Source organism: Geodermatophilus sp. SYSU D00779, from assembly GCF_054050595.1.
The window spans coordinates 1-23,923 of record NZ_JBJGZQ010000004.1 but is presented as its reverse complement, the minus strand read 5'-3'; the positions used below and the strand labels follow the sequence as shown (position 1 = coordinate 23,923).

The following is a 23,923-nucleotide window of genomic DNA, read 5'->3' as shown; positions in this document are numbered from 1 at the left end:
GCCCCGTCACGACACCGGCCGACGAGCCCTCCCTGCCGGCCCGACCGGGGAGGACTCGCTCGGCGGCGTGCGCTCGCGCCTTCGCCACACCGTTATCCCCAACAAACCCCTGTCACACGAAAACAGGAAGGACCAGCGACGACGCGAAGAGCAGCCCGCACACCGATCAGGAGCGGCGGCCCTCGGCCTCGCGCGCCGCCCGGGCCGCACTGCGCTTGGCACGCACGGCGCCGCGCGGGGCGACCGGCTCGGCGCCGCCCGCGAGCGCGAGCCGGCGGTAGGAGTCGTAGGAGAGGGTCAGGTACTGCACCGCCAGCGCCTCGGCCCACTCGCGCCGCGACGGTGGTGCGGTCATCCGCAGGTGCTGCGCCGTCCGCACGGCGTGCTTGGCGAAGGTGACCTGCAGCGCCTGGGTGGACAGGCGCGCCCCCACGGCCGAGGCGAGGCCCGGGCCGCGGCGCAGCGCCGGCAGCACCCAGGGGCTGTCGGCGAGCGCGGGGAACCGGGCGCGGCAGGACTCCCAGGCGTGCCACGCGGTGAGCGCGCCCGGCACCGACCACTCGCCGTCCTCGGTGCGGACGACGACCCGCCGCGCCGTCGGGTGCACCTGGTCGCGGCGCAGCGACCGGAACTGCCCCACGGTCCCGGGCCAGCCCAGGGCCAGCGCGCACCACGCCACGGTGCGCAGGTGCTCGGGGTCCTCGGACCTGATCTGGGACAGTGGCCGCAGCTCCAGGGTCTGCGGGTCGGGCTCCGGCGTCCGCACCATCGGCAGCGCGATCCCGCCGTACCGGGCGACCTTGCTGTAGAGGGCGACGGTGGCCGGCTTCCAGTCGCGCGCCGCGGCGATGGGGTCCATGCCCTCCTCGACGAGGGCGTCGGGCCCCATGCCGAGCTCGAGCGCGGCGTCGACGAGCCGGCGCCACTGGGCCTCGTAGCCGGGCGGCACGGGCAGCCGGTGCCAGGCCCGCTCGGGGGGCGGAGCCGGCATCGCCGGGAGAGGCGGTTCCCACCGGTCGCTCATGCCCTCACTGTACCGTTATCCCGAACAAATCAGAGAAACGTCAAGGGAACGAGCGCGGCGCCTCCGGCGCCGGGCAACCGACAAGGACTTCCGGTTCCCCATCCCGTTCGCCGCGCGGCACCGCAGCCTCGTGGGAATGCTGGTCGACGTGCGGACGGTGGGTGTCGAGGAGGAGCTGCTGGTGGTCGACCCCTCGGGGCGGCCGGTGCCGCTCGGGCCGGCCGCGCTGGAGGTGGCGGCCCGCCGCGGCGAGGGCGAGACGGTCGAGGAGCACGACCGAGCCGAGCGGCAGGACGGCGACACGCACGAGGTCGACGACCCGGCCGCCCGGCTGGTCCCGAGCTCAAGGCGCAGCAGCTGGAGTTCGGCACGCGCGTCTGCACGGTTCTGGAGGACGTCGCCGCCGACCTGCGGCACTGGCGGGAGCGGGCGGACGCCGCGGCCCGTGGTGTCGGCGCCCGGGTGGCCGCGCTGGCCAGCTCCCCGGTGCGCGTCGAGCCGCGGAGCACGCCGGGGGAGCGGTACACGCAGATGGCCGACACCTTCGGGCTCACCGCGGCCGAGCAGCTGACCTGCGGGTGCCACGTGCACGTCGCCGTCGAGGACGACGAGGAGGGTGTCGCCGTCCTCAACCGGATCCGCGTGTGGCTCCCGGTGCTGACCGCGCTGACCGCCAACTCGCCGTTCTGGCTGGGCCGGGACAGCGGGCACGCCAGCTACCGCGCCCAGGCGTGGAACCGCTGGCCGTCGTCGGGCCCCAACGAGCTGTTCGCCGACGCCGCCGCCTACCACCGGCTCGTGCAGGAGCTGCTCGCCACCGAGACGATCGTCGACACCGGGATGGTGTACTTCGACGCCCGGCTGTCCGAGCGCTGGCCCACCGTCGAGGTGCGGGTCGCCGACGTCGCCTTGCGGGCCGAGGACGCCGTCACCCTCGCCGGCCTGGTGCGCGGGCTGGTCGACACCGCCGCGGACGAGTGGCGGGCCGGGGTGCCGGCGCCCGTCGTCCGCAGCGAGGTGGTGCGCATGGCCGCGTGGCGGGCCAGCCGCTCGGGGCTGACCGAGGACCTCGTGCACCCCGCCACCGGCCGCCCCGCGCCGGCCGCGGAGGTCGTGGCGGCGCTGGTGGAGCACGTGCGGCCCGCGCTGGCCGCCGCCGGGGACGAGCAGCGGGTCGCCGGCGGCGTCGCCGCGGTCCTCGACCGCGGCACCGGGGCGGACCTGCAGCGCCGGGTGCTCGCGGAGACCGGTGACCTCACCGCGGTGGTGCGGGCGGCGGTCGAGGCCACGCACTCCTGAGGGCGGTGCCCGGGGACGGCGGTTATCGTCCCGCCATGTACACCGCGAGCTGGGGTGACGTCGTCCGCCGGGACCTCTTCGGTGCGCACCCCGACCCCCGCGACCGTCCGTACCGCTTCGTCATCCGGCTGGCGCTGGTGGTGTTCCGGCTGTTGCGCTTCCGCTTCGACGTCCGCGGCGCCGAGCACGTGCCGGCGTCGGGCGGCGCGGTGGTCTGCAGCAACCACGTCAGCTACCTCGACTTCACCTTCCTCGGGCTGGCGGCGCTGCCGCAGCACCGGCTGGTGCGGTTCATGGCCAAGGCCTCGGTGTTCTCCCACGGCTTCTCCGGGCCGTTCATGCGGGCGATGCACCACATCCCCGTCGACCGGAAGGCCGGGGCGGCCGCGTTCGACCTCGCCGTCCGCGCGCTCAAGGACGGCGAGGTGGTCGGCGTCTTTCCCGAGGCGACGATCAGCAGCAGCTTCCGGGTCAAGGAGCTCAAGGCCGGCGCCGCGCGGATGGCGATCGACGCCGGCGTCCCGGTCATCCCCGCAGCGGTGTGGGGTGGCCAGCGGCTGTTCACCAAGCACCACCCGATCCAGCTGACCCGCGGCGTGGCGGTCACCGTCGTCCTCGGTGCGCCGATCCGCCCGGAGCCGGGGGAGGAGCCCCGCGCGCTGCTGGCCCGCATCCGCACGGCGATGGAGGCGCTGGTCGACGAGGCCCAGCGCACCTACCCCCAGCCGCCGGACGGCCCCGACGACCTCTGGTGGCAGCCGGCGCACCTGGGCGGCACCGCACCGACGCCGGAGGAGGCCGTCCGCTTCGACCACAGCGACGTCAGGGGCTCCCGGCCGAAGGCGAGCCCCCTCGCGACGGTGCGCAGGCTGCTGCGCCGCCGGTCCCGCTGAGCCGGTCCACGAGCTCCTGGGACGGGGTCTCCTCAGTCGACGACCGGCGGTGCCATGAGCCGGAAGGCGTCCAGCTCGACGTCGTACCAGCGGCGCATCCGGCCCAGCGGGGTCATCCCCAGCCGGGTGCACACAGCCACCGACGCGGTGTTGCCGGGCCGGACGACGGCGTACACCTCCGGCAGCCCCGCCCGGAAGCCCCGCTCGATGACCGCCCGCGCCGCCTCGGTGGCGTAGCCGCGGCCCCAGCTGTCCGGGTGCAGGTGCCAGCCGACCTCCACCTCGCCCACGCCGCGGGGGAGGGGCTTGAGCAGCACCGTGCCGGCCACGGTCCCGGAGTCCAGCTCGAGCGCCCAGACGCCGAAGCGGTCGTCGGCCTGCGCCACCGCGCGCCACCGGGCGACCAGCTCGACCGGCGGGACCGACGGAGTGCCGCCCAGCCAGCGGGTGACCTCGTCGCGGCCGTAGAGGTCCACCAGGCGCGCCAGGTCGTCCCGGCGGGTGGTCCAGGGCCGCAACCGCAACCGGGCGGTGCGCAGGTCCCCGCCCTCGGCCGCCACGCCGTCCTGCCTACCGCCGGGGGCGGCCCGCGGCCACCGGACGCCGAGCCCCGGGACGCGTCCGGCGGAGGACCCGTGGTGTCCTTCCCCGGACGCGGTCGACGCCCGCGGGACAGGGAGGACGGGACGTGACCGGGAGCGTGCTGGTCACCGAGGTGACCGTCGGCGACCGCGCCGGCCGGGCGGTGCTGGTGGAGGGCGGCCGGATCGCCTGGCTCGGGGCCGCCTCCGCCGCGCCGTCCGCCGCCCGGGTGGTCGCGGGGGAGGGGGCGCTGCTCACCCCGGCCTTCGTCGACGCGCACGTGCACGCCACGGCGACCGGTCTGGCGCTCACCGGCCTCGACCTCCACTCGAGCCTGAGCCTCGAAGACGTCATGGCGTCGCTCCGGGCGCACGCCGCGGCCACTCCGGGCGGCGTCCTGCTCGGCACCGGCTGGGACGAGACCGGCTGGCCGGAGGGGCGCGGGCCCACCCGCGCCGACGTCGACGCCGTCGTCGGCGACCGGCCGGCCTACCTGGCGCGGGTCGACGTCCACTCCGCCACCGTCTCGACCGCGCTGCTGGACCGGATCCCGGGGGTCGCCGACCTGCCCGGCTTCTCCCCGGACGGGCAGCTGCGCCTGGATGCCCACCACGCCGCCCGGCAGGCGGCCTACGGGGCGGTGGACGCCGCCCAGCGCGGCACCGCGCAGCGGGCCACCCGCGCGGCAGCGGCCGCCCTGGGCATCGGCAGCCTGCACGAGATGGCCGGACCGGAGGTCTCCGGCGCCGACGACCTGGCCGGCCTGCTGGGGATCGCCGCCGCCGAGCCCGGTCCGCGGGTGCTCGGCTACTGGGGTGAGCTGGCCGAGCGCGGCGGCCTGGACGTGGTGCGCGCGCTGGGCCTGACCGGCGCCGGGGGCGATCTGTTCTGCGACGGCGCCCTGGGCTCGCACACCGCCGCGCTCAGCCGTCCCTACAGTGACCGACCCGAGACCGCCGGGCACCTGCGCTTCGAGACGGCGTCCCTGGTCGAGCACGTGCGGGCCTGCACCCGCGCCGGTGTGCAGGCGGGGTTCCACGTCATCGGGGACGCCGCGGTCGACCAGGTGCTCGACGCGGTCGGCGCGGTCGTCGACGAGCTGGGCGCGACCGCGGTGCGGGCGTGCCGGCACCGCCTCGAGCACGTCGAGATGGCGTCCCCGGCGGCGGTGGCGCGGCTGCGCGACTGGGGGATGGTCGCCAGCGTGCAGCCGGCGTTCGACGCGGCCTGGGGCGGGGACGCCGGGATGTACGCCGAGCGGCTCGGGGTGGACCGGGCGCTGGCCACCAACCCGTTCGCCCACCTCGCCGACGCCGGCGTCGCGCTCGCCCTGGGCAGCGACGCCCCGGTCACCCCGCTGGACCCGTGGGGCGGGGTGCACGCGGCGGTGGACCACCACACGCCGGGGTCGGGGCTGCGGCCCTCCGACGCCTTCGACGCGGCCACGCACGGCGGCTGGCACGCCGTCCGCGCGGAGCACCCGCAGGGGCCGCTGGCCGTCGGGGCACCGGCCGACCTGGCGCTGTGGGCGACGTCGGAGACGCTGTCGGCGGTGCTCGCCGGGCGGGGCCGGCCGGCCTGCCGCCTGCTGCTGGTGGACGGCGTCCCGATCGGGGACCCGGACGCGGAGAGCACGGACGGCTCACGGTCCCGTCCGCCGTCCGCCGGGGCAGGGGCCGCAGCGCCGCGTTCCTTACAGTGACTGCAGGTCTCCGTCGAGGTCGTCGGCGCCGCTCCGGGACGGCACGGACGGGGGACCCCGGAACGGGTTCCCCGCCCATTCCCGGCGGGATGGGATGCTGGAGGCCGCGACCCCGTCCGACCGGCTCGGGGCAGGTCAGCGACCGGAGACTCCCGGCCGCACGGGTGCACGGGAGGCACGGGTGCCGTCAGCGACGCCGACCGGCACCCTCGAGCGGCCCGCCGGGTCCTCGGGTACGAACCCCGCGGCAGCCCCCCGGCGGCGCTGGGCGGGTGGGCAGGTGGCCTGGCGCACGCTGCTGGCGGCCCTCGCCGGAGGGCTGCTCCTGCTCGCCTTCCCCGGCTCCTCGCTGCCGCTGCTGGCACCGCTGGGCCCGGCCGCCCTGGCGCTGGCCGTCCACGGGCAGCGCGCCCGCTCCGGCGCCTGGCTGGGCCTGGTCGCCGGCCTGACGTTCTTCGTGCCGCTGCTGTCGTGGAGCGGCATCGTCGTCGGCGCGCTGCCGTGGCTCGCCCTGGCCGCCTCCCAGGCCGCCTCCTTCGCCCTGCTCGGTGCGGCGACGGCCGTCACCTCGCGGCTGCCGCTGTGGCCGCTGTGGGCGGCGGCTCTCTGGGTGGGCCAGGAGGCGCTGCGCGGCCGGTTCCCGTTCGGCGGGTTCCCCTGGGGCCGGCTGGGCCTGAGCCAGACCGAGGGTCCGTTCCTGGCGCTCGCCGCCTACGGCGGGGTGCCCCTGGTCGGGTTCGCCATCGCGCTCACCGGCACGCTGCTGGCCGCCGCCGTCCTGCGGCTGCGCTCCGGGGGACGGCGTGCCGCGGCGCTCGCCGCCCTGGGCGCGCTGGCCGTCCCGGCGCTGGGCGGGCTGGCCTGGCTGCCGCTGCCCGGCTCCTCGCTCACCGCCGGCGGGCCGACCCGGACGGTCGCGGTCGTGCAGGGCGACGTCCCGAAGCCGGGCCTGGAGTTCAACGAGCGACGCCGGGCGGTGCTGGACAACCACGTGGGCCAGACGATCGCCCTGGCCGAGGCGGTCGCGGCCGGCGAGCGGCCGCAGCCCGACCTCGTCGTCTGGCCGGAGAACAGCTCCGACATCGACCCGTACCGCAACGCCGACGCCGCCCGCGAGATCAGCCGCGCCGCGGACGCCATCGGCGCGCCGGTCCTGGTGGGCGCCGTCGTCGGCGGCCCGGGTGAGTTCATCAGCAACACCGCGATCGTCTGGGCCCCGGGGACCGGGCCGGGCGACACCTACGTCAAGCGCCACCCGGTCCCGTTCGCCGAGTACATCCCCTTCCGCGACTTCTTCCGGCTGTTCAGCGACAAGGTCGACCTGGTGCGCCGCGACTTCGCCGCCGGCGACGAGGTCGGCCTGCTGGAGGTGGGCGGCGCCCGGATCGCCGACGTCATCTGCTTCGAGGTGGTCTACGACGGCCTGGTGCACGACGCCGTCTCCGCCGGCGCCGGGATGATCGTCGTCCAGACCAACAACGCCACCTTCGGCTACAGCGCCGAGAGCGAGCAGCAGGTCGCGGCCGCCCGGGTCCGGGCGGTCGAGTTCGGCCGCTCGGTCGCCCTGGCCTCCACCAGCGGCATCTCGACGGTCATCGCCCCCGACGGCTCCCTGGCCGCCGCCTCGGGGCTGTTCGAGCCGGCGGTGTTCGTCGAGGAGATCGCGCAGCGCGACTCCACCACCCTCGCCGAGCGGCTGGGGGCCGGCCCGGAGTGGCTGCTGAGCGCGCTGGGCGCCTCGGCGCTGCTCGCCGTCGCCGCGCCCGCGCTGTGCCGCCGGCTGCGGGGAGGGACGGCGTGAGCGCGCGCGTGCTGGTCGTCGTCCCCACCTACGACGAGGTGGGGAACATCGAGCCGATCCTGGAGCGGCTGCACGCGGCCCTCCCGGAGGTGCACGCCCTCGTGGTGGACGACGGCTCGCCCGACGGCACCGGTGAACTGGCCGAGAAGCTGGCCGCGCTCGACCCGCGGGTGCACGTGCTGCGGCGGACCACCAAGTCCGGCCTGGGCCCGGCCTACGTCGCCGGCTTCCGCTGGGGCCGCGCGCGCGGCTACGACGTCCTGGTCGAGATGGACGCCGACGGCTCGCACCACCCCGAGCAGCTGCCCGACCTGCTGGCCGCGCTCGAGGACGCCGACCTGGTGCTGGGCTCGCGGTACGTGCCCGGCGGGCGGGTGGAGGACTGGCCGCTGCACCGGCTGCTGCTCTCCCGCGCGGGCAACCTGTGGACCCGCTGGTCGCTGCGGCTGCCCCTGGCCGACGCGACCGGCGGTTTCCGGGCGGTGCGCGGCGAGCTGGTCGACCGGCTGCCCTTCGACGACGTCGCCAGCCAGGGCTACTGCTTCCAGGTCGACTGGGCGTGGCGGGCGGTCCGCGCCGGCGCCCGGGTGGTCGAGGTGCCGATCACCTTCACCGAGCGCACCTCCGGGCGGAGCAAGATGAGCCGCTCGATCGTTCAGGAGGCGTTGGTACGGGTCACCTGGTGGGGCCTGCAGGACCGGCTGGCCGACCGGCTGCCGGGCCGGGTCCGCCGTCCCGTGCCGCGACGAGCCCGCGACGGCGGGCGGTCGACCGGGGTCCGGTAGGCGGACCCGGGACCGCCGGTGCGTGCGGGCAGAGGGAGAGTCGTGGGACACCGCGTGCGCGTGCTGGCGGGGCTGTGGGCGCTGGCCGAGGTCGTCGTCCTCGTCCTGATCGCCTCGTGGATCGGCGTGGGGTGGACGGTGCTGGCCACCCTGGCCACCACCGCCCTGGGCTGGGTGCTGCTGGCCCGCCAGGGCACCCGGGCGCTGGCCGAGCTGCGGGAACGAGCCCGAGAGCGGCGGGCGCCGGGACGGGCCCTGGGGGACGCCGGGCTGATCGCCGTCGGCGGGCTGCTCATGGTGCTGCCCGGTTTCCTGGGCGACGTCGTGGGGTTGCTGTGCCTGCTGCCGCCGACGCGTTTCCTCGTCCGCGGGCTGCTGGGCCGCACGGTGGCCTCCCGGCTGCCGGTCACGCTGCGCGGGCCGGTGCGGGTGCGCAGCGCCCGCGCGGAGGGGCCTCTCGGCGGTCCGTTCGGTCCGGGGGCGCACGCGTCCGGGTTCGGGCGGCCGCTGGTCATCGAGGGCGAGGTCGTGCGGGACGAGCCGGTGCGCGACGACCGCCCGTGACCGGCCCGGTCCGGTCGTCGGTCACGGGGGCGGCGCCCGGCCGCACGGCGCGCCTGCGCGTGTCGCCGGCGACGAGCCCGTGATCGACTGCTGGGGAGAGCCGCACCGGCGGGACCCGCGCTCCGGGCCCGAGACGCGGAACGGCCCCGGTGGGGGATCCCACCGGGGCCGTTGCCTGCCGTCGTGCGACGGTGTCAGCTGGCGCGGGTCCGCCGGCCGCGGAGCACCTCGAGGCGCTCGGCCAGGACCTCCTCGAGGTCCTCCACCGAACGGCGCTCCAGGAGCATGTCCCAGTGCGTCCGCGGCGGCTTGACCTTCTTGGGCGCGGGCTCGGTGCCGCCGACCAGCTTGGCGGCCGAGCCGTCGAACTTGCACTCCCAGGTGTCGGGGAGCTCGGCGTCGTCCGCGAAGGGCACGGTGAACAGGTGACCCGACGGGCACCGGTACTCCGCGTACTGCCGCTCGATCGGCGCGGTGTTCCGTTCGGTCTCGTAGCTCACGCTGCCCAGTCGGCTGCCCCGCAGGGAACGCTCGCCCATGGCACACCGTCCTCTCGTGCTGGTGGTGTCGGTCCAGACTCACCGTCGCAGCAGGGGTCTACCCACTGCACGGCGGGATCACGTGGACCAACGACAGAGTTCGCGGAGAGATTCCGCGGAATCGGTCCCGAATCATCGCATGGGGTGGTAGTGGGGCGCTGGACCACCCCCTTCCGGGGGAGTCCCGGCCGGTCGCCGGGCCCCTCAGCGCAGCGCCAGCTGCCCGGGGCCGGCCGCCGTCGGGCCCAGCTGGCCCAGCACGTGGTGGCGCCGGCAGAGCACCTGGTAGTGCACGTCGGCGTCCCGCTCGTCCGGCGCCGGGGTGGGCGCGGTGTCGGCGACGACGACGGTCTCGCCCTCGCGGACCATCTCGCCGTCCACCACCCGGGCGTTGAGCAGCCCGGGCAGCCCGCACCAGCACAGCACCTCGACCTGGATGCGCTGGACGTCGTCGGCGACCTCGAGCAGGCGCTGGGTGCCCGGGAACAGCCGCGCCCGGAAGTCGGTGGTGAGCCCGAAGGCGTAGACGTCGACGTGGGACTCGTCGACGAGCTCGGCGAGCTGGTCGACCTGCGCGGCGGTGAGGAACTGCGCCTCGTCGACGATCAGGTAGTCCACCCGGTCGCCCGCCGCCCAGGAGGCGCGCACCAACAGCCGCAGGTCGGTGCCCGCCGCCACCTCCAGCGCCTCGCGGCACAGCCCCACCCGGGAGCTGATCTGCGGCTGCGCGGAGCGGTCACCCTGGGTCAGCAGCAGGCCCCGCCGTCCCTGCCGGCTCTGGTTGTGGTCGACCTGCAGGGCCAACGTGGACTTGCCGCAGTCCATCGGCCCGTGGAAGAAGCGCAGGTGCGCGGGCGCCGGGTGGCGGCGGCGGTCGCCGGCGGCGGGGACGGCGGACAGCAGCGGTGCGCCGTCCGTGTCGGTCAGGGGTGTCACAGGATCTCCTCGCCGGCGCTCGTCGGTCCTGCGCCACGGGGTGCTCTGCTCGTCCGTGACCTCGCCGGCTCGGTCACAAACGCTCCGGTGGGGTGTTGCCCGCCGCGACGACCGCGCGGCGGATGGGCAGCGTGGCCAGGGCGACGAAGCCGGCCACGAAGAAGACGACGAGGCTGACGATGGCCAGCCGGTAGGACCCGGTCAGCTGGTAGGTCAGCCCGAACGCCAGCGGCCCCAGCCAGCTGGTGCCGCGGTCGCTGATCTCGTAGAAGCCGTAGTACTCGGCCTCCTTGCCCGCCGGGATGAGCTGGCTGAACAGCGACCGGGACAGCGCCTGCGTGCCGCCCTGCACCAGCCCGATGACCGCGGCCAGGGCGTAGAACTGCCCGACCGCGCCGGCCTGGAGGAAGTAGGCGACGACCAGCACGCCGATCCACGCCACCAGAGCGCCCAGGACGGTCCGCTTGGCCCCGTACCGAGCCGCCAGCCGGCCCAGCCCCAGCGCGCCGGCGATGGCCACCACCTGGACCATGAGGATCGCGCCGGTGAGCACCGACTGCTCCAGGCCGAGCTCCTCGGTCGCGTAGGTGGCCGACAGCGAGATGACGGTCTGGACGCCGTCGTTGAACAGCAGGTACGCGCCCAGGAACCACAGCGTCAGCGGGAAGGCCCGCATCTCGCGCACCGTCGTCGCCAGCTGGCGGAAGCCGCTGCGCGGCCGGCCGGCCGTCTCGCGCACCGGCCGGTTGCGCAGCCGGGACACCGTGAAGACGGTGAACGCGCCCCACCACAGGCCGGCCGTGGCCAGGCAGATCCGCACCGCCTCGCCGGTGGTCAGCCCCAGGGACGGCGCCCCGAGCACCAGCCCCAGGTGGACGGCGAGCAGCAGCGCACCACCGACGTAGCCGAACGCCCACCCGCGGCTGGAGACGGCGTCCCGCTCGTCCGGCGCGGCCAGGTCCGGCAGCCACGAGTAGTAGACGACGGTGGCCGCGCCGAAGCTGATGTTGGCCACGATGAACAGGACGGCGCCGAGCAGGTAGCGGCCGTCGGCGACGAAGTAGAGGGCCGTGGTGGTCAGCGCGCCCAGCGCGGCGAAGCCGGCCAGGAGCTCCCGCCTGCGGCCGGTCCGGTCGGCCACGGCGCCGGTCAGCGGCAGCACCAGGACCTGCAGGAGCACCGACGCCGACAGCACGTAGGAGAACCAGCTGCCCGGCGGGATGGACAGGCCCAGGAAGCCCAGCCGGCCGTCGGGCCCGGCCGCCTCCTCGGCGACCGACGTCAGGTACGGGCCGAGGAAGACCGTGGTGATGCTGGTGTTGAACACCGACATCGCCCAGTCGTAGGAGTACCAGCCGAACCGCTCGCGGCGCAGCGCGCGGTCGGCGGCGGGGCTGGTCGGCCCGGTGGTGGCGGCGGTCGTCACGGCCGCAGGGTGTCAGCCGTGATCGAGGTGGTCCAGCACGGGCTGGTCACGCCGGGATGTCGCGGGGACGACGCCCCGGTCGGCCGCCGGCAGCGGACCGTCCCGCCCCTCGGCCCGGACCGCGCCGGTCGGGTGCAGCCGCCCGGACCCCGCTCACCGCGGCACCCACTGGCCGCGGCGCTCCAGCAGGGCCCGGAGCATCGCCGGGCGGTCGGTCATCACGCCGTCCACGCCGAGGTCGAGGACGGCCGCGGCCTCGACCTCGGTGTCCACCGTCCAGACGTGCACCTGCAGCCCGCGGGCGTGCGCCGCGGCGATGAAGCGCTCGTCGACCAGCGCCCGACCACCCAGCTGCAGCGGCACCTGCGCGCAGCCGGCGGGGATGCGCACCAGCCCGGCGGCGCGGGGGGAGTAGGAGGACAGCCGCAGCGCCGCCACCCCGCGCGGGCCGAGCGAGGTGCACACCGAGGGCCCGAACACCCGGCGGGCCGCGGCGACGCGGGCGTCGGAGAACGAGCCCAGGCAGATGCGGTCCTCGGCGCGCAGCCGGCGGACGGTCCGGGCCAGCGGCGCGACGACCCCCGGTGCCTTGATGTCGAGGTTGAACCGCACGTCGGGCCAGGCGTAGAGCAGCTCCTCGAGCCGCAGGATCGGCTCACGCCCCCCGATCCGGGCGGGTGCCAGCTCGGCCCACCTCAGCCGGTCGACGCGTCCGGTGCGGTCGGTGACGCGGTCGAGGGTCGGGTCGTGGAACACGATCGGCACGCCGTCGGCGGTGACCCGGACGTCAGTCTCCAGGTACCGGTAGCCCATCGCCACGCAGGCCTCGAAGGCCGGCAGCGAGTTCTCCAGGTGCTCGATCGCCCCGCCCCGGTGGGCCATCGCGAGGGGGGTGGGTCCGTCGAGGAACGCGTACCGGACCGAGCCCACCCCGACACGCTAACGCCGCTGGTCCGCGCGCCGGTCGAGGACCGGTCCGTCCCGCCCGGACCGCCTTCCCGCACGCGCGGACCGGGCGTGTTCCACGGTTTGTGTCGGTGGCGGCGTCTACGGTGCGCAGCGTGGCAGAGCGAGACACGATCCGGACGATCAACGAGGAGGCAACGACCGAGACCGGGCTGCCCAGCCCGCGGAGGGGGAGTGGCAGCGAGCGCCGGTGCGGCTGGTGCCGCCGGGTGCTGCCCCAGCAGGGGTCGGTCGGGCGCCCGCGCCAGTACTGCGGTCAGGCCTGCCGGCAGCGGGCCTACGAGCAGCGGTCCGCGACGGCGAAGGCCGGCCTGTCCGGTGACGTCGTGCTGGTCACCCGCGCGGAGCTCGACGGGCTGCAGGACCGGCTGTACCAGCTGCGCTGCGCGATCGAGGACGTGCAGACCCTGCTGGGCGAGCGGCACACCAAGGCCGAGCTGGAGCGTTCCCTGCAGGACCTGGTGCGGTCGACCGGCCGGCTCGACAAGCTCTGGGTCTCCGAGCGCGCCGCCGGCTGACCGCACCGGCCCGGCGGATCAGCCGTCGTCGGCGTCGTCGTTGCTGTTGCCCTGCTCGACGCCGTCATCGGGGTCGGACAGGTCGGGCACGTTGTCCTGCGACGGGTCCGACTCGTCGTCGGTCCCGACGTTCGGCGGCGCGTTCTCGTCGGTGCTGCCGTCGTTCTGGTCCTGCCCGGCTGCCTGACAGGCGGTCATCGTCGCGCCGCCTCCGAACAGCGCCAAGGCGGTCATCAGTGCGGCGATCGGGCGTCGGAGTTGCATGTCTCCGACCCTAGGCAGCCGTCGGGCGGTGCGCCCGTCGAACAAGCGCCCCTTCCGTCATTCCGTCACAGTGACGTAAATACCTGTGGACGAGCGGCCGGGGAAGTGGTGACCGGGAGGGCGGCGAGGGTCGCTGGCGCGGTGTCGGCCGACGGGACGGCACCGCCGATCGGGTGGGCCGGCCAGGGGTCGGAACGAGGGGTCGGAACGAGGGGTCGGAACGAGGGGTCGAGGTGGCGGACGGACCGGCCGGACGAACCGGACGGGCCACCGGGCCTCAGCAGGACGACGGGCGGACGGGTCGCCGAGCTGCTGCGTCGACGCGATCGTCCAGCGACGTGACGGGTCGTGCGGTGTCGTGCCGGCGCACCGGGCGGAGCGACGTACCGGCGATGCAGGACACGCGTCACGGCTGAGCCGGGTGCCGGCCGGACCGGGTGGTGTCCGCAGCCCCTCTCGGCCATCTGACCCCAACGCCGATAATGCACATTATGTCAAGTAGTCCGGCGGGGATCCTCCTCCGTCAGACCTGGTCACGACAGGGTCAGGACGTCGTAGTCGGCGAAGCGACGGTCCGCCGTGACCAGGACGAACCGCCGGCGCGCGGCCTGGGCGATGAGCATGCGGTCGAACGGGTCGCTGTGGTGTCTCGGCAGCGCGCCGGCTGCGAGGCCGTCCTCGACGGTGACCGGCAGCGCCTCGAAACCCTCCTGGTCCAACTGGTGGATCAGGAGGTCCGGGACGGCGAGCTTGCCCACCGCGGCCCTGATCGCCATCTCCCACGCCGTCACCGCTGACACCACCACCGTCGACGTCGGGTCTGCGATCGCCTTCCGCATCGTCGGCGTCAGCCGCGGGTCACCGAAGAGCCACCACAGCAGGACGTGGGTGTCCAGCAGCAGGGTCACGAGTCGACGTCACCGTGGAAGGCGGCGATCAACTCCTCGGGCGTCTCGTCGAAGTCGTTCGCCATCCACCCCTGACCCCGCCAGGCTCCCGGCGTCCGCGGTTCGGTCCGCACGGTGACCGGCACCAGCCGGGCGATCGGCTTGCCGGCTCGGGCGATGACGACGTCCTCCCCCGCCTCGACGGCCTCGAGGAGCCGCGAGAGGTGCGTCTTCGCCTCGTGGACGTTGACGGTCGTGGACACGTGCCCAGGGTATGACCAAGTCTGACTAAGTCAATCGCTCCGCCGGTCGATCACTCCTTTCGTCACGTGACGATGGTGCTCGCGGGCCAGGGCGACCGATGAGTTCGCCGGTGCCGGAGGGTCCACCTTTCGACGTCCCGACCGAGAGGAACCCCGTGCCCAGCAGCGTCACCCCGATGATCGTCACGCACGACCTCGAGCGCCTGGCCCACTTCTACACCGGCGTCGCCGGCGCGACGGAGACCAGCCGGACCCCCGACGAGGGACCGACGTTCTACCTCGGCCTGCGCGTCGGCGACTCCGAGCTCGGCATCGTCTCCGACGGATCGGTCGAGACGGCGCCGGCGGGCCGGGTGCTGCTCAGCATCGAGGTGCCCGACGTCGACGCCGCCCTCAGCCGGGTCGAGGCCCACGGCGGACAGGCGCCGGCGCCGGCCAACGACATGCCGTGGGGCCAGCGCGTCGCCCACGTGCGAGACCCGGACGGCAACGCGGTCAACCTGACCACCACGCGATGACCGGCCTCAGCGGCTGGCGAAGGCGACCCGCAGCCAGAGAGCCACGAGCACGGTCCCGCTGACGGTCTCGAGCCGCCGGCGGAGCCGCGGCCGCCGGAACCACGACCCCGCGCGGGCGACCCCGGCGGCCAGGGCCAGGTGGAGACCGGTCTCCAGACCGCCCTGCAGCAGGCCCAGCAGCGCCGTCGTCGCGAACACCGGCCCGTCCACCGGGACGAACTGCGGGTAGAACGCGAGCACGAGGACGGCGGCCTTCGGGTTGGCCAGTTTGCACCAGGAGGCCCTCGCCGAACGCCGTCCACCAGCGGCGACCGCCCGGAGACGGCTCCGGCTCCCCCGTGGTGTCCGGATACCGTCCCTCCCGCCAGGCCGTCCGCCAGGCCCGGATCCCGAGGCCGAGGAGGACGGCCGCGCCCACCACGCGGAGCACCAGGTAGGCCACCTCCGAGGCGGCCACCAGCGCGGCGAAGCCCGCCTCTGCGAGCAGCGCCCACACGTAGAGGCCGGCCTCCAGGCCGAGCACCACGGGCACCGCTCCCCCTGTCCCCCTGTCCCCCGCAGCGCCGCGCGCCGGACGACCAACGCCATCGCGGGGCCCGGGGAGACCGAGATGAGCACCACGGCCAGCACGAAGGCCGGCAGCGACAAGACGAGATCCACGGCTGGTGATGGTCGCCGGCCCGGCTCATCGCATCGATCCGATATCCGGCCCGCCGTCGTTGTTCTGTTGTTTGCTGTTGCAGATTGTTGCATCGTCCTGTTAGGGATAACGGATCAAGGTCACACTCTTGGGGGGAGCCTGGGTCACTCCTCCGCCCACATCGGCAGGGACCGGACCGACTGGAACCGCAGGGTGCTCACAGCTGCGTGTTGTTGACTTCCCGCGTGGACGTCGTCGAGGGGTTCTGGGTCCGGGTGAGCACTCCCCTGCCCCAGCTACCGACGGCGGTCCTCGTGGGCGCGCTCGTGGCGGCCGGCGTCGTCGTCCTCGCCCCTGCCCTGTGGCGGCCGGCCCGGACGGTCGTGACCATCGCCCACGAGGGCGCGCACGGGCTGGTCGCCCTGGCCGCAGGACGACGGCTGTCCGGCATCCGGCTGCACTCGGACACCTCGGGGCTGACCGTGTCGGCGGGCCGGCCGACCGGGCTGGGCATGGTGCTCACCTGCGCGGCGGGTTACACCGGCCCGTCGCTGTTCGGGCTGGGAGCGGCGGCGCTGCTGGCCGCCGGCCACGCGGTCGGGCTGCTGTGGGCGCTGCTGGGCCTGCTGGCGCTGCTGCTGGTGCAGATCCGCAACTGGTACGGGCTGTGGGCGGTGCTGGCCACCGGCGCCGTCGTCCTGGCCGTCACCGGGTGGCTCCCGCCGTCGGGGCAGGCCGCCTTCGCCGCTGCCGGCACGTGGTTCCTGCTGCTGGCCGCACCCAGGACCGTGCTGGAGCTGCAGCGGGCCCGGCGCCGCCGCGGTGCGCCGGACTCCGACGCCGACCAGCTGGCCCGCCTCACCCGCCTGCCCGCGGTGCTGTGGGTCGGGCTCTTCCTGCTCGTCGACGTCGGCGCGCTGCTGCTCGGCGGCTGGTGGCTGCTGGGCGACCGGCTGCCGGTCTGACTAGCGTCGGCCGCGCCGCCGGGGGGCCACGCCGTAGGGCTGGGACACCGGCGCGACCTCCGGCGGGGGCGGGATCTCGGCGTTGACCTCGTCCTCGGTGACGGTCAGCCGCCGCCCGTGGTGGTGCACGTCGAGCGGGTCGCCGTCGAGGAGCCGGTAGGTGGCCTCGGTCGGGGTCACGGTGACCACCAGCAGCCGTCCCTGGTAGTTGAGCCGGAAGCGGAGCCGGGTGATCCGGTCGGGCAGCCGCGGGGCGAACGTCAGCCGGCCGTCGTGGTCCCGCATCCCGCCGAACCCGGCGACGGCCACCGTCCAGCCGCCGGCCAGCGAGGCGATGTGCAGGCCGTGCCCGGAGTTGCCGTGCAGGTTCTGCAGGTCGGTCAGGGTGGCCTCGCCCCAGTAGTCGTAGGCCAGCGCCAGGTGGCCGGTCTCGGCGGCGACCACGGCCTGCTGGGTGGCTGACAGGGAGGAGTCGCGCACCGTCCGCGCCTCGTAGTAGGCGAAGTCGGCGGCCTTCTCCTCCGGGGTGAAGGCGTCCCCCCGCAGGTGCAGTGCCATCACCAGGTCGGCCTGCTTGACCACCTGCTTGCGGTAGATGTCGAAGTACGGGTAGTGCAGCAGCAGCGGGTAGCGGTTCGGCGGGGTGGCCTCGAAGTCCCACTCCTCGTGGTGGGTGAAGGCGTCGGACTGCATGTGCACCCCGCGCCGGGTGTCGTAGGGCACCGCCATGAGTGCCGCCGCCCGGTCCCAGCAGTCGGTCTCCTCCGCCGTGACGCCCAGGCGGCCGGCCACGTCGGGCTGGCGCTTCACCGCCGCGATCGCCTCGCGCAGGTTCCGCTGCGCCATGAGGTTCGTGTAGACGTTGTTGTCCACGACGGCGGTGTACTCGTCGGGACCGGTGACGCCGTCGATCCGGAAGCCGTGCTCGTCGTCGAAGTGGCCCAGCGAGGCCCACAGCCGGGCGGTCTCGATGAGCAGCTCGGCGCCGTGGTCGCGGTCGAACTCCTCGTCCTCGGTGGCGTTGTGGTAGCGGACGACGGCGTCGGCGATGTCGGCGTTGATGTGGAAGGCCGCCGTCCCCGCCGGCCAGTAGCCCGAAGTCTCCTCGCCGCGGATGGTCCGCCAGGGGAAGGCCGCGCCGCTCAGGCCGAGCACCCGGGCCCGCTCGCGGGCCAGCTCGAGGGTCGAGTGCCGCCAGCGCAGCGCGTCGCGGGCGGCCCCGGGGGCGATGTAGGTGAGCACCGGCAGCACGTAGGTCTCGGTGTCCCAGAAGGTGTGCCCGTCGTAGCCGGGGCCGGTCAGGCCCTTGGCCGGGATGGGCTGGCGCTCGGCGCGCAGGCCGGCCTGGAGCAGGTGGAAGACGCCGACCCGCACCGCCTGCTGCAGCTCGTCGTCCCCCTCGATCTCGACGTCGGCGTGCTGCCAGTGCTCGTCGAGCACCTCGCGCTGCTCGCGCAGCAGCCGCTCGAAGCCGGCCAGCTTGGCGGTGGCCAGCGCGCCCTCGACCTGGTCGCGCAGCGCGGCCGCCGAGCGCCGGGAGGACCAGCCGTAGGAGAGGTACTTGACCAGCTTCACCGACGAGCCCTGGGGCAGCCGGGCGGCGAGGGTGAAGCGGGCGAGGTCCTCCCCCGCCTCGATGTCCACCGTGGAGGTGTCGGGGACCTCGACCACGTGGTCCATGCCGGCGGCCATCCGCAGCCGGCTGCGCTTGGTGCGGTGCACCAGCACCGCTCGCTGGCCGCGGGCCACGGCCATCTCGTTGAGCAGCGGGCGGGCCAGCGCGGCGGCCGCGCGCGGGTCGTCGGACTCCGAGCCGCTGTCGACCGGCTCGTTGGCCAGCAGGTCCGACTGCAGGGCGATGTAGAGGTCGCCCTGCCCGTCGGTGCACTCGACGGTGTACTCGATGGCGGCGATCGAGCGGCGGCGCAGCGAGACCAGCCGGGTACTGGTCACGGTCACCACGCGGCCGTTCGGGGAGCGCCACTCGGTGCTGCGGCGCAGCACACCGCGGCGCAGGTCCAGGGTGCGCCGGTGCTCGATGATCTCGCCGTAGTCCAGGTCCAGCGGGGTGTCGCCGACCAGCAGCCGGATCAGCTTGCCGTCGGTCACGTTGACGACCGTCTGCCCCTGCTCGGGGAAGCCGTACCCGACCTCCGCGTAGGGCAGCGGTCGCTCCTCGAAGAACCCGTTGAGGTAGGTCCCGGGGACGACGACCGGCTCGCCCTCCTCGAACGAGCCGCGCATGCCGATGTGCCCGTTGGACAGTGCGAACACCGACTCGTGGACGGCGAGCGAGGCGTGGTCCAGCCCCGTCTCGCTCAGCGCCCAGGGCTCGATCGGGAAGTGCGGCCGGCCCTCGGTCACGGTGTGCTCCCCTCGAGCAGCTGGGCCAGGTCCTGGACGACGACGTCCGCACCGGCGGCCTGCAGCCCGGCGGCCTGACCGACCCGGTCGACGCCCACGACGTAGCCGAAGGAGCCCGCCCGTCCGGCGGCCACGCCGGCCAGCGCGTCCTCGAAGACGACGGCCTCGGCCGGCGGCACCCCCAGTGCGCGGGCGCCGGCCAGGAAGGTGTCCGGGGCGGGCTTGCCGCGCAGCCCCTGCGCCGCCGCGACCTCGCCGTCCACCCGGGTGTCGATGAGGTCGGCGAAGCCACCGGCCTCGATCACCTGCCGGCCGTTGCGCGAGGCGGTGACGACCGCGGTGGCCAGGCCCGCCTCCTTGGCGGCCTCCAGGTAGCGGATCGAGCCGGGGTAGACCTCCACGCCGTGCTCGGCGAGCTCGGCGTGCACCAACTGGTTCTTGCGCAGCCCCAGCCCGTGCACCGTCGCGGCGTCCGGCGGGTCGTCGGGCGTCCCCTCGGGCAGCGTGATGCCGCGGCTGGCGAGGAAGTCGCGCACCCCGTCGAGACGCGGCTTGCCGTCCACGTAGCGGTTGTAGTCCTCCTGGGTGAACTCGGGCGCCCCGGGGTCGCGGGCCCGCAGGAACTCGTCGAACGTCCGCTTCCACGCGGCCATGTGGACCGTCGCGGTCCGGGTGAGGACGCCGTCGAGGTCGAACAGGCAGGCGCGGATCGAGCCGGGGAGACCGAGCACTCCACGACGCTACCGGCCTCCGCGGGCCCGCGCCGCGCGGGGAAACGCACTGTTCACCGGCCCGGGGTGGTCCCGTCCCGGGCCCCGCCCTGAGCCTGCGGAGGGCGGGGAGGACGGGGTCCTTCTAGGGTCGGCGCGGGGGCATCCGTCCCCGCCGAACGCCCGAGAGCCGAGGAGCCCGTCCATGGCCGAACGCCCGACGCCGCCCAGTCCCTACGACTTCCTGCCGCAGGTGCCGAGCTTCGAGGTCACCAGCACCGACGTCACCGACGGCGCGCCGCTGGGCCGGGCCCAGGTCAGCGGGGTCATGGGTGCCGGCGGTGAGGACCGCTCGCCGCAGCTGTCCTGGTCGGGTTTCCCCGAGGAGACCAAGAGCTTCGCCATCACCGTCTTCGACCCCGACGCCCCCACCGGGAGCGGCTTCTGGCACTGGGTGGTGGCCGACATCCCGGTCTCGGTCACCGAGCTGCCCAGCGGCGTCGGCGACCAGCAGGGCTCCGGGCTGCCGGAGGGCGCGGTCCAGCTGCGCAACGACGCCGGCTTCCCCGGTTTCGTCGGCGCCGCTCCCCCGGCCGGGCACGGGCCGCACCGCTACTTCGTCACGGTGCACGCCGTGGACGTCGAGCGGCTCGACGTGCCGCCGGACGCCTCTCCCGCGTTCCTCGGCTTCAACCTGTTCAGCCACACCCTCGCCCGCGCCGTGCTCGTCGGCACCTACGAACAGGACTGAACGGCCCCGTCTCGTACCGCACCGCGACCGGCCGGATGCGCAGCGCTCCTAACACACGGTAAGTGCTTGAGAGTTCTCATACCCGCTCCCTGAGCCGGGCACGATGGGGTCATGGCGACGGCTGCGGCTCATGGGAGCGGGCCACGGCGTGCCCGCTGCAGCACGCCGTGGGCCGTGGTCGCCGTCGTGCTGCTCGCCCTGGTGTTCAGCGGGGTCGCCGTGCCCCGGTGGGCCACGGCGACCGAGGACGACGTCGCACCCGCGGAGACCGTCCCACCCGCGGAGACCGACGTCGCACCCGCGGAGACCGTCCCACCCGCGGAGACCGACGTCGCACCCGCGGAGATCGTCCCCGCGGTGACCGCCGCCCACGGCGACCTCGGGACCTTCGCCGTCGTCGTCGCCCCCCAGGAGGAACGTCAGACGGACGTCTCCATCCGCGCCGCCGAGGCCGTCACCGCGCAGGTGCTGGCCCGAAGGGCGGGCAACGAGCTCGCCGACCGTCCCTTCCCCACCGCCTCGCTGGTCAAGCTGTTCATCGCCGCGGACGTGTTGCACCGCGCGCGCACCGGCGCGGTCACCCTGACCCCCGCCGACCGCGGGGAGCTCGAGGTCATGATCCGGCGCTCCGACGACCCCGCCGCCTCGGACCTCTGGGTCCGCTTCAACGGCGCACAGGCCGTTCGCGACGTCGCCGTCCGCTACGGGCTGACCAACACCGCACCACCGCGGAGGTGGGGTCAGTGGGGCGAGACGACCACGACCGCCAACGACCTCGCCCGCTTCCTCACCCGGCTGCCGGTGATCGCACACCCGGACGACGCCGAGGCGCTGATGGGGTGGATGCGCACGGCCACCCCGATCGCCTCCGACGGCTTCGACCAGGAGTTCGGCGTCTTCGGCACCCTGCCCGGCGCCGCGGTCAAGCAGGGTTGGATGTGCTGCCTGGGGGGCCAGCGCCACCTGCACTCGGTGGGCGTGGTCGGCGGACGGGTCGTCGTGCTGCTCAGCGAGGTGCCCTCGTCGGTGGGCTGGGACCGGGCCAGGGCGGAGCTGGACGCCGCCGCGGCGGCGGTCCCGGCCCCGCCGATCTCCTGAGGGCGGCTCAGCCCGCGTCGGAGAGGTCGGCCACGCCCACGGTGGCCAGGCGGGCGAAGCCGGTCCGCTCGTAGACCCGTGCCACGTCGTCGTCCCCGGCGACCAGGAACACCAGCTCGGCGGTCTCCCGCGCGTGCGCGGTCAGGGCCGAGGCCAGCCCCGCACCCAGGCCGCGGCCCCGCAGCCGCGGGAGCGTGGCGACGCCGACGATCTCGGTCACCTCGACGCCGTCCACGACGACCGGGTGGTGGGTGCCGACCGCGACCGGCTCGCCGTCCTCCACCGCGACCATCATGACCGTGCGACCGGTCGCGATCCGCTCGCGGAGCACCGCGGTGCGGGGCGAGCCGACGGCCACGCCGACCGAGGCCCCACCGGCCTCCGAACGCGGCCCCGGGTGGGCGAAGGCGATCGAGGTCAGTTGCTCGTAGCGCGGCAGCTCGGGGTCGTCGGCGCCGACCAGGTAGAGCCGCACCCCGGAGGGCAGCACCAGCTCCACCGGGTCCGCGGCGACCAGCAGCGGCGAGGAGCCCACGGTCAGCCCCGCGGCCCGGACGGCGGCCTCGACGGTGGGCGCGTCCTCGCAGATCCACTCGACCGCCACCGGTAGGCCGGCGGCCTGCTGGAGCGCCACGGCGGCCCGGACGTCCTCGACGCCCACCGGCTCCCCAGGACGCGGCCGCGCCGGGTACGGCCAGGTCGGGCTGCCGATCGGCACGTCGAGACCGCCGGCGGGGTGGATGCGCGCGTCCGGCAGCGGCGCCGCGGCGAAGTACTGCTCGACGCGCTCGAGCAGGCCCGGGGGCAGGGACACACGGGCACCCTAGACGGGCGGCCCGACGACGTCCGCTCGATCGGCGGTCCGACGGCCCTCCCCCACCCGGGCGGGTGAGCCGGGGAGGCCGGACGGCACGATGGAGTCCGTGACAGCAGTGGGATGGGCGGCGTGACAGCAGCGGCACGACCCCAGGTGTCGCCCTACGCGGTGTTCGACCGCGACTCGTGGCGTGCGCTCGCGGCGGGCAGCTCACTGCCCCTCGACGCGACGCGGCTCGAGTCGCTGGCCAGCCTCGGCGACCGGATCGACCTCGACGAGGTCGCGACGGTCTACCTGCCGCTGGCCGGGCTGTTGCGGCTGCACGTGGAGGCCAGCAGGCGGCTGTGGGCGGCCCGCAGCGAGTTCCTCGGCGACTCGACGGCCAAGGTGCCCTACGTCATCGCGGTGGCCGGCAGCGTCGCCGTCGGCAAGAGCACCACCTCCCGGCTGCTGCAGACCCTGCTGGCGGCCGGACCCGGCAACCCGCGGGTCGACCTGGTGACCACCGACGGGTTCCTCCTGCCCAACGCCGAACTGGAGGCGCGCGGGCTGCTCGGTCGCAAGGGCTTCCCGGAGAGCTACGACCGGCGGGCGCTGCTGCGCTTCCTGGCCGAGGTCAAGTCCGGCCGGGGTCAGGTCAGCGCCCCGCTGTACGACCACCAGGCCTACGACGTCGTCCCCGGTGGCCGGCAGGTCGTCGACGGGCCCGACATCCTCGTGCTGGAGGGGCTCAACGTGCTGCAGGCGGGCCGCCGGGCCGACGGCCGGGCGCCCGAGGTCTTCCTCTCGGACTTCTTCGACTTCTCCGTCTACGTCGACGCCGCGGAGCACGACATCCAGCGCTGGTACGTCGAGCGTTTCCTCGCACTGCGGCGGACGGCGTTCGCCGACACCGGCGCCTACTTCCACCGGTTCGCCGGCCTGACCGACGAGCAGGCCCGCGAGACCGCCCTGGGCATCTGGGCGGCGGTCAACGGCCCCAACCTGCGCGACAACATCGCGCCGACCCGCTCGCGCGCCCGGCTGGTGCTGCAGAAGGCCGCCGACCACGAGGTCCGCCGGGTCCTGCTGCGCAAGATCTGACGCCGGCTCCTCCCCTCCCACTGCTGTGCTCGTCCGTTCTCGGTGGAGTGCCGCTGACGTTGGGGATAACGGGCATACGAGGTGGGACGTGCTCCGCTCGTCCGTGCTCATGGGCTCGTCGTCGCTCGCCACGGTGCGCCGCCGCGTGGCGGCAGTGGCACCTCCGTGGTCGACTCGGGCGCCACTCCTGCTGCGGCGTCAGCCGCCCCGCGCCGTCAGGGCCTCGGGCGGGTTCCGAGCGCCGGCCCTGGTCGCCCGTGACCACCGTGCCACCCCCAGGGGACGCCGGTGCGGTCCCGGGGGACGACGGCTCCCCTCCCCTGCAGCCGCTCTCCCTCTGCCGCCGTCAGCGGCGCGCCAGTTGGGGATAACGGTGGTACGGGGAGTGGGCGAGGGCCGGGGGGGGGGGGGGGGGGGGGGGGGGGGGGGGGGGGGGGGGGGGGGGGGGGGGGGGGGGGCGGGGGGGGGGGGGGGGGGGGGGGGGGGGGGGGGCGGGGGGGGGGGGGGGGGGGGGGGGGGGGGGGGGGG

At 75.1% G+C, this 23,923-nt stretch carries 25 protein-coding genes and 1 pseudogene; 12 read left to right on the top strand and 14 right to left on the bottom strand.

The features are described 5' to 3' along the window. Positions 1-166 precede the first annotated feature (166 nt). Positions 167-1,024 carry a hypothetical protein gene (locus ACI79G_RS03840; protein ID WP_456879822.1) on the bottom strand — a complete coding sequence of 286 codons (858 nt, stop codon included), beginning with the start codon at positions 1,022-1,024 and terminating at the stop codon, positions 167-169. Between ACI79G_RS03840 and ACI79G_RS03835 the strand changes: the two genes are divergently transcribed. Beyond that, entirely contained in the window at positions 959-2,323 is a 1,365-nt protein-coding gene (locus tag ACI79G_RS03835; protein ID WP_456879821.1) for a glutamate--cysteine ligase, read from the top strand. The genes ACI79G_RS03840 and ACI79G_RS03835 overlap by 66 nt on opposite strands. 35 nt (positions 2,324-2,358) lie before the next feature. After that, positions 2,359-3,216, top strand: coding sequence for a lysophospholipid acyltransferase family protein (locus ACI79G_RS03830; protein ID WP_456879820.1), 858 nt, complete (start codon positions 2,359-2,361; stop codon positions 3,214-3,216). 32 nt (positions 3,217-3,248) lie between these two features. Here ACI79G_RS03830 and ACI79G_RS03825 read toward each other — a convergent pair whose 3' ends face one another. Next, the gene (locus ACI79G_RS03825; RefSeq protein WP_456879819.1) at positions 3,249-3,776 is read right to left on the bottom strand and encodes a GNAT family N-acetyltransferase; all 528 of its coding nucleotides are present in this window, start codon (positions 3,774-3,776) and stop codon (positions 3,249-3,251) included. A gap of 128 nt (positions 3,777-3,904) precedes the next feature. Between ACI79G_RS03825 and ACI79G_RS03820 the strand changes: the two genes are divergently transcribed. The 4 genes from ACI79G_RS03820 to ACI79G_RS03805 all read left to right on the top strand — a co-directional run bounded on the left by ACI79G_RS03820 (position 3,905) and on the right by ACI79G_RS03805 (position 8,650). Then, entirely contained in the window at positions 3,905-5,500 is a 1,596-nt protein-coding gene (locus tag ACI79G_RS03820; RefSeq protein WP_456879818.1) for an amidohydrolase, read from the top strand. Positions 5,501-5,681: 181 nt separating this feature from the next. Beyond that, a complete protein-coding gene (gene lnt / locus ACI79G_RS03815) occupies positions 5,682-7,301 on the top strand; it encodes an apolipoprotein N-acyltransferase (protein WP_456879817.1) in 1,620 nt (539 codons plus the stop codon). Then, positions 7,298-8,086 (top strand): polyprenol monophosphomannose synthase, encoded by a 789-nt coding sequence (locus ACI79G_RS03810; protein WP_456879816.1) that lies wholly within the window; start codon positions 7,298-7,300, stop codon positions 8,084-8,086. Before lnt ends, ACI79G_RS03810 begins: the two co-directional genes overlap by 4 nt. Positions 8,087-8,128: 42 nt before the next feature. Further along, positions 8,129-8,650 carry an FxsA family protein gene (locus ACI79G_RS03805; RefSeq protein ID WP_456879815.1) on the top strand — a complete coding sequence of 174 codons (522 nt, stop codon included), beginning with the start codon at positions 8,129-8,131 and terminating at the stop codon, positions 8,648-8,650. 194 nt (positions 8,651-8,844) lie between these two features. On the opposite strand, the gene ACI79G_RS03800 is transcribed toward ACI79G_RS03805, so the two are convergent. The 4 genes from ACI79G_RS03800 to ACI79G_RS03785 form a co-directional block, all read right to left on the bottom strand. Continuing rightward, positions 8,845-9,189 carry an RNA polymerase-binding protein RbpA gene (locus ACI79G_RS03800; RefSeq protein ID WP_089304327.1) on the bottom strand — a complete coding sequence of 115 codons (345 nt, stop codon included), beginning with the start codon at positions 9,187-9,189 and terminating at the stop codon, positions 8,845-8,847. Positions 9,190-9,393: 204 nt separating this feature from the next. After that, on the bottom strand, positions 9,394-10,125 hold the full coding sequence (locus ACI79G_RS03795; protein ID WP_091214303.1) for a thymidine kinase: 732 nt from the start codon (positions 10,123-10,125) through the stop codon (positions 9,394-9,396). Positions 10,126-10,198: 73 nt separating this feature from the next. Next, positions 10,199-11,551 (bottom strand): MFS transporter, encoded by a 1,353-nt coding sequence (locus ACI79G_RS03790; protein ID WP_456879814.1) that lies wholly within the window; start codon positions 11,549-11,551, stop codon positions 10,199-10,201. Positions 11,552-11,704: 153 nt separating this feature from the next. After that, positions 11,705-12,481, bottom strand: a complete 777-nt coding sequence (locus ACI79G_RS03785) for a glycerophosphodiester phosphodiesterase (protein WP_456879813.1) — start codon at positions 12,479-12,481, stop codon at positions 11,705-11,707. A gap of 131 nt (positions 12,482-12,612) precedes the next feature. On the opposite strand from ACI79G_RS03785, the gene ACI79G_RS03780 reads away from it, so the two are divergent. Further along, positions 12,613-13,035 carry a hypothetical protein gene (locus ACI79G_RS03780; RefSeq protein WP_456879812.1) on the top strand — a complete coding sequence of 141 codons (423 nt, stop codon included), beginning with the start codon at positions 12,613-12,615 and terminating at the stop codon, positions 13,033-13,035. Between the two features lie 18 nt (positions 13,036-13,053). On the opposite strand, the gene ACI79G_RS03775 is transcribed toward ACI79G_RS03780, so the two are convergent. From ACI79G_RS03775 to ACI79G_RS03765, 3 genes are all read right to left on the bottom strand, one after another. Continuing rightward, positions 13,054-13,299 carry a hypothetical protein gene (locus ACI79G_RS03775; RefSeq protein WP_456879811.1) on the bottom strand — a complete coding sequence of 82 codons (246 nt, stop codon included), beginning with the start codon at positions 13,297-13,299 and terminating at the stop codon, positions 13,054-13,056. Between the two features lie 533 nt (positions 13,300-13,832). Then, positions 13,833-14,207: a type II toxin-antitoxin system VapC family toxin gene (locus ACI79G_RS03770; RefSeq protein ID WP_456879810.1), complete on the bottom strand. Its 375-nt coding sequence runs from the start codon at positions 14,205-14,207 to the stop codon at positions 13,833-13,835. Continuing rightward, positions 14,204-14,449, bottom strand: a complete 246-nt coding sequence (locus ACI79G_RS03765) for a type II toxin-antitoxin system Phd/YefM family antitoxin (RefSeq protein WP_456879809.1) — start codon at positions 14,447-14,449, stop codon at positions 14,204-14,206. Before ACI79G_RS03765 ends, ACI79G_RS03770 begins: the two co-directional genes overlap by 4 nt. Positions 14,450-14,604: 155 nt before the next feature. Here ACI79G_RS03765 and ACI79G_RS03760 point away from each other — a divergent pair, with 155 nt between their 5' ends. Next, positions 14,605-14,967 (top strand): VOC family protein, encoded by a 363-nt coding sequence (locus ACI79G_RS03760; RefSeq protein ID WP_456879808.1) that lies wholly within the window; start codon positions 14,605-14,607, stop codon positions 14,965-14,967. A 6-nt stretch (positions 14,968-14,973) separates the two neighbouring features. Here ACI79G_RS03760 and ACI79G_RS03755 read toward each other — a convergent pair whose 3' ends face one another. Both ACI79G_RS03755 and ACI79G_RS03750 read right to left on the bottom strand, forming a co-directional pair. Then, positions 14,974-15,207: a hypothetical protein gene (locus ACI79G_RS03755; protein WP_456879807.1), complete on the bottom strand. Its 234-nt coding sequence runs from the start codon at positions 15,205-15,207 to the stop codon at positions 14,974-14,976. 37 nt (positions 15,208-15,244) lie between these two features. Beyond that, positions 15,245-15,637 (bottom strand): annotated as a pseudogene (locus ACI79G_RS03750) (LysE family translocator); the annotation flags it as partial. A gap of 215 nt (positions 15,638-15,852) precedes the next feature. On the opposite strand from ACI79G_RS03750, the gene ACI79G_RS03745 reads away from it, so the two are divergent. Continuing rightward, positions 15,853-16,572: a M50 family metallopeptidase gene (locus tag ACI79G_RS03745; protein ID WP_456879806.1), complete on the top strand. Its 720-nt coding sequence runs from the start codon at positions 15,853-15,855 to the stop codon at positions 16,570-16,572. Here ACI79G_RS03745 and ACI79G_RS03740 read toward each other — a convergent pair whose 3' ends face one another. After that, complete coding sequence (locus tag ACI79G_RS03740; protein WP_456879805.1) at positions 16,573-18,936, bottom strand: glycoside hydrolase family 65 protein; 2,364 nt, start codon at positions 18,934-18,936, stop codon at positions 16,573-16,575. Next, a complete protein-coding gene (locus tag ACI79G_RS03735) occupies positions 18,933-19,667 on the bottom strand; it encodes an HAD family hydrolase (protein WP_456879804.1) in 735 nt (244 codons plus the stop codon). The genes ACI79G_RS03740 and ACI79G_RS03735 overlap by 4 nt, the downstream gene beginning before the upstream one ends. A gap of 184 nt (positions 19,668-19,851) precedes the next feature. Here ACI79G_RS03735 and ACI79G_RS03730 point away from each other — a divergent pair, with 184 nt between their 5' ends. Further along, positions 19,852-20,397 (top strand): YbhB/YbcL family Raf kinase inhibitor-like protein, encoded by a 546-nt coding sequence (locus ACI79G_RS03730; RefSeq protein WP_456879803.1) that lies wholly within the window; start codon positions 19,852-19,854, stop codon positions 20,395-20,397. 174 nt (positions 20,398-20,571) lie between these two features. Next, positions 20,572-21,495: a serine hydrolase gene (locus ACI79G_RS03725; protein ID WP_456879802.1), complete on the top strand. Its 924-nt coding sequence runs from the start codon at positions 20,572-20,574 to the stop codon at positions 21,493-21,495. A 7-nt stretch (positions 21,496-21,502) separates the two neighbouring features. Here ACI79G_RS03725 and ACI79G_RS03720 read toward each other — a convergent pair whose 3' ends face one another. Beyond that, positions 21,503-22,309, bottom strand: coding sequence for a GNAT family N-acetyltransferase (locus ACI79G_RS03720; protein WP_456879801.1), 807 nt, complete (start codon positions 22,307-22,309; stop codon positions 21,503-21,505). A 123-nt stretch (positions 22,310-22,432) separates the two neighbouring features. Here ACI79G_RS03720 and coaA point away from each other — a divergent pair, with 123 nt between their 5' ends. Beyond that, entirely contained in the window at positions 22,433-23,395 is a 963-nt protein-coding gene (coaA, locus tag ACI79G_RS03715) for a type I pantothenate kinase (RefSeq protein ID WP_456879800.1), read from the top strand. The last annotated feature ends 528 nt before the right edge of the window (positions 23,396-23,923 follow it).

Coding starts and splice junctions, on each gene's coding strand:
- ACI79G_RS03840 (WP_456879822.1), bottom strand. CDS start 1,024: ATGAGCGACCGGTGGGAACCGCCTCTCCCGGCGATGCCGGCTCCGCCC.
- ACI79G_RS03830 (WP_456879820.1), top strand. CDS start 2,359: ATGTACACCGCGAGCTGGGGTGACGTCGTCCGCCGGGACCTCTTCGGT.
- ACI79G_RS03800 (WP_089304327.1), bottom strand. CDS start 9,189: ATGGGCGAGCGTTCCCTGCGGGGCAGCCGACTGGGCAGCGTGAGCTAC.
- ACI79G_RS03775 (WP_456879811.1), bottom strand. CDS start 13,299: ATGCAACTCCGACGCCCGATCGCCGCACTGATGACCGCCTTGGCGCTG.
- ACI79G_RS03730 (WP_456879803.1), top strand. CDS start 19,852: ATGGCCGAACGCCCGACGCCGCCCAGTCCCTACGACTTCCTGCCGCAG.
- coaA (WP_456879800.1), top strand. CDS start 22,433: ATGGGCGGCGTGACAGCAGCGGCACGACCCCAGGTGTCGCCCTACGCG.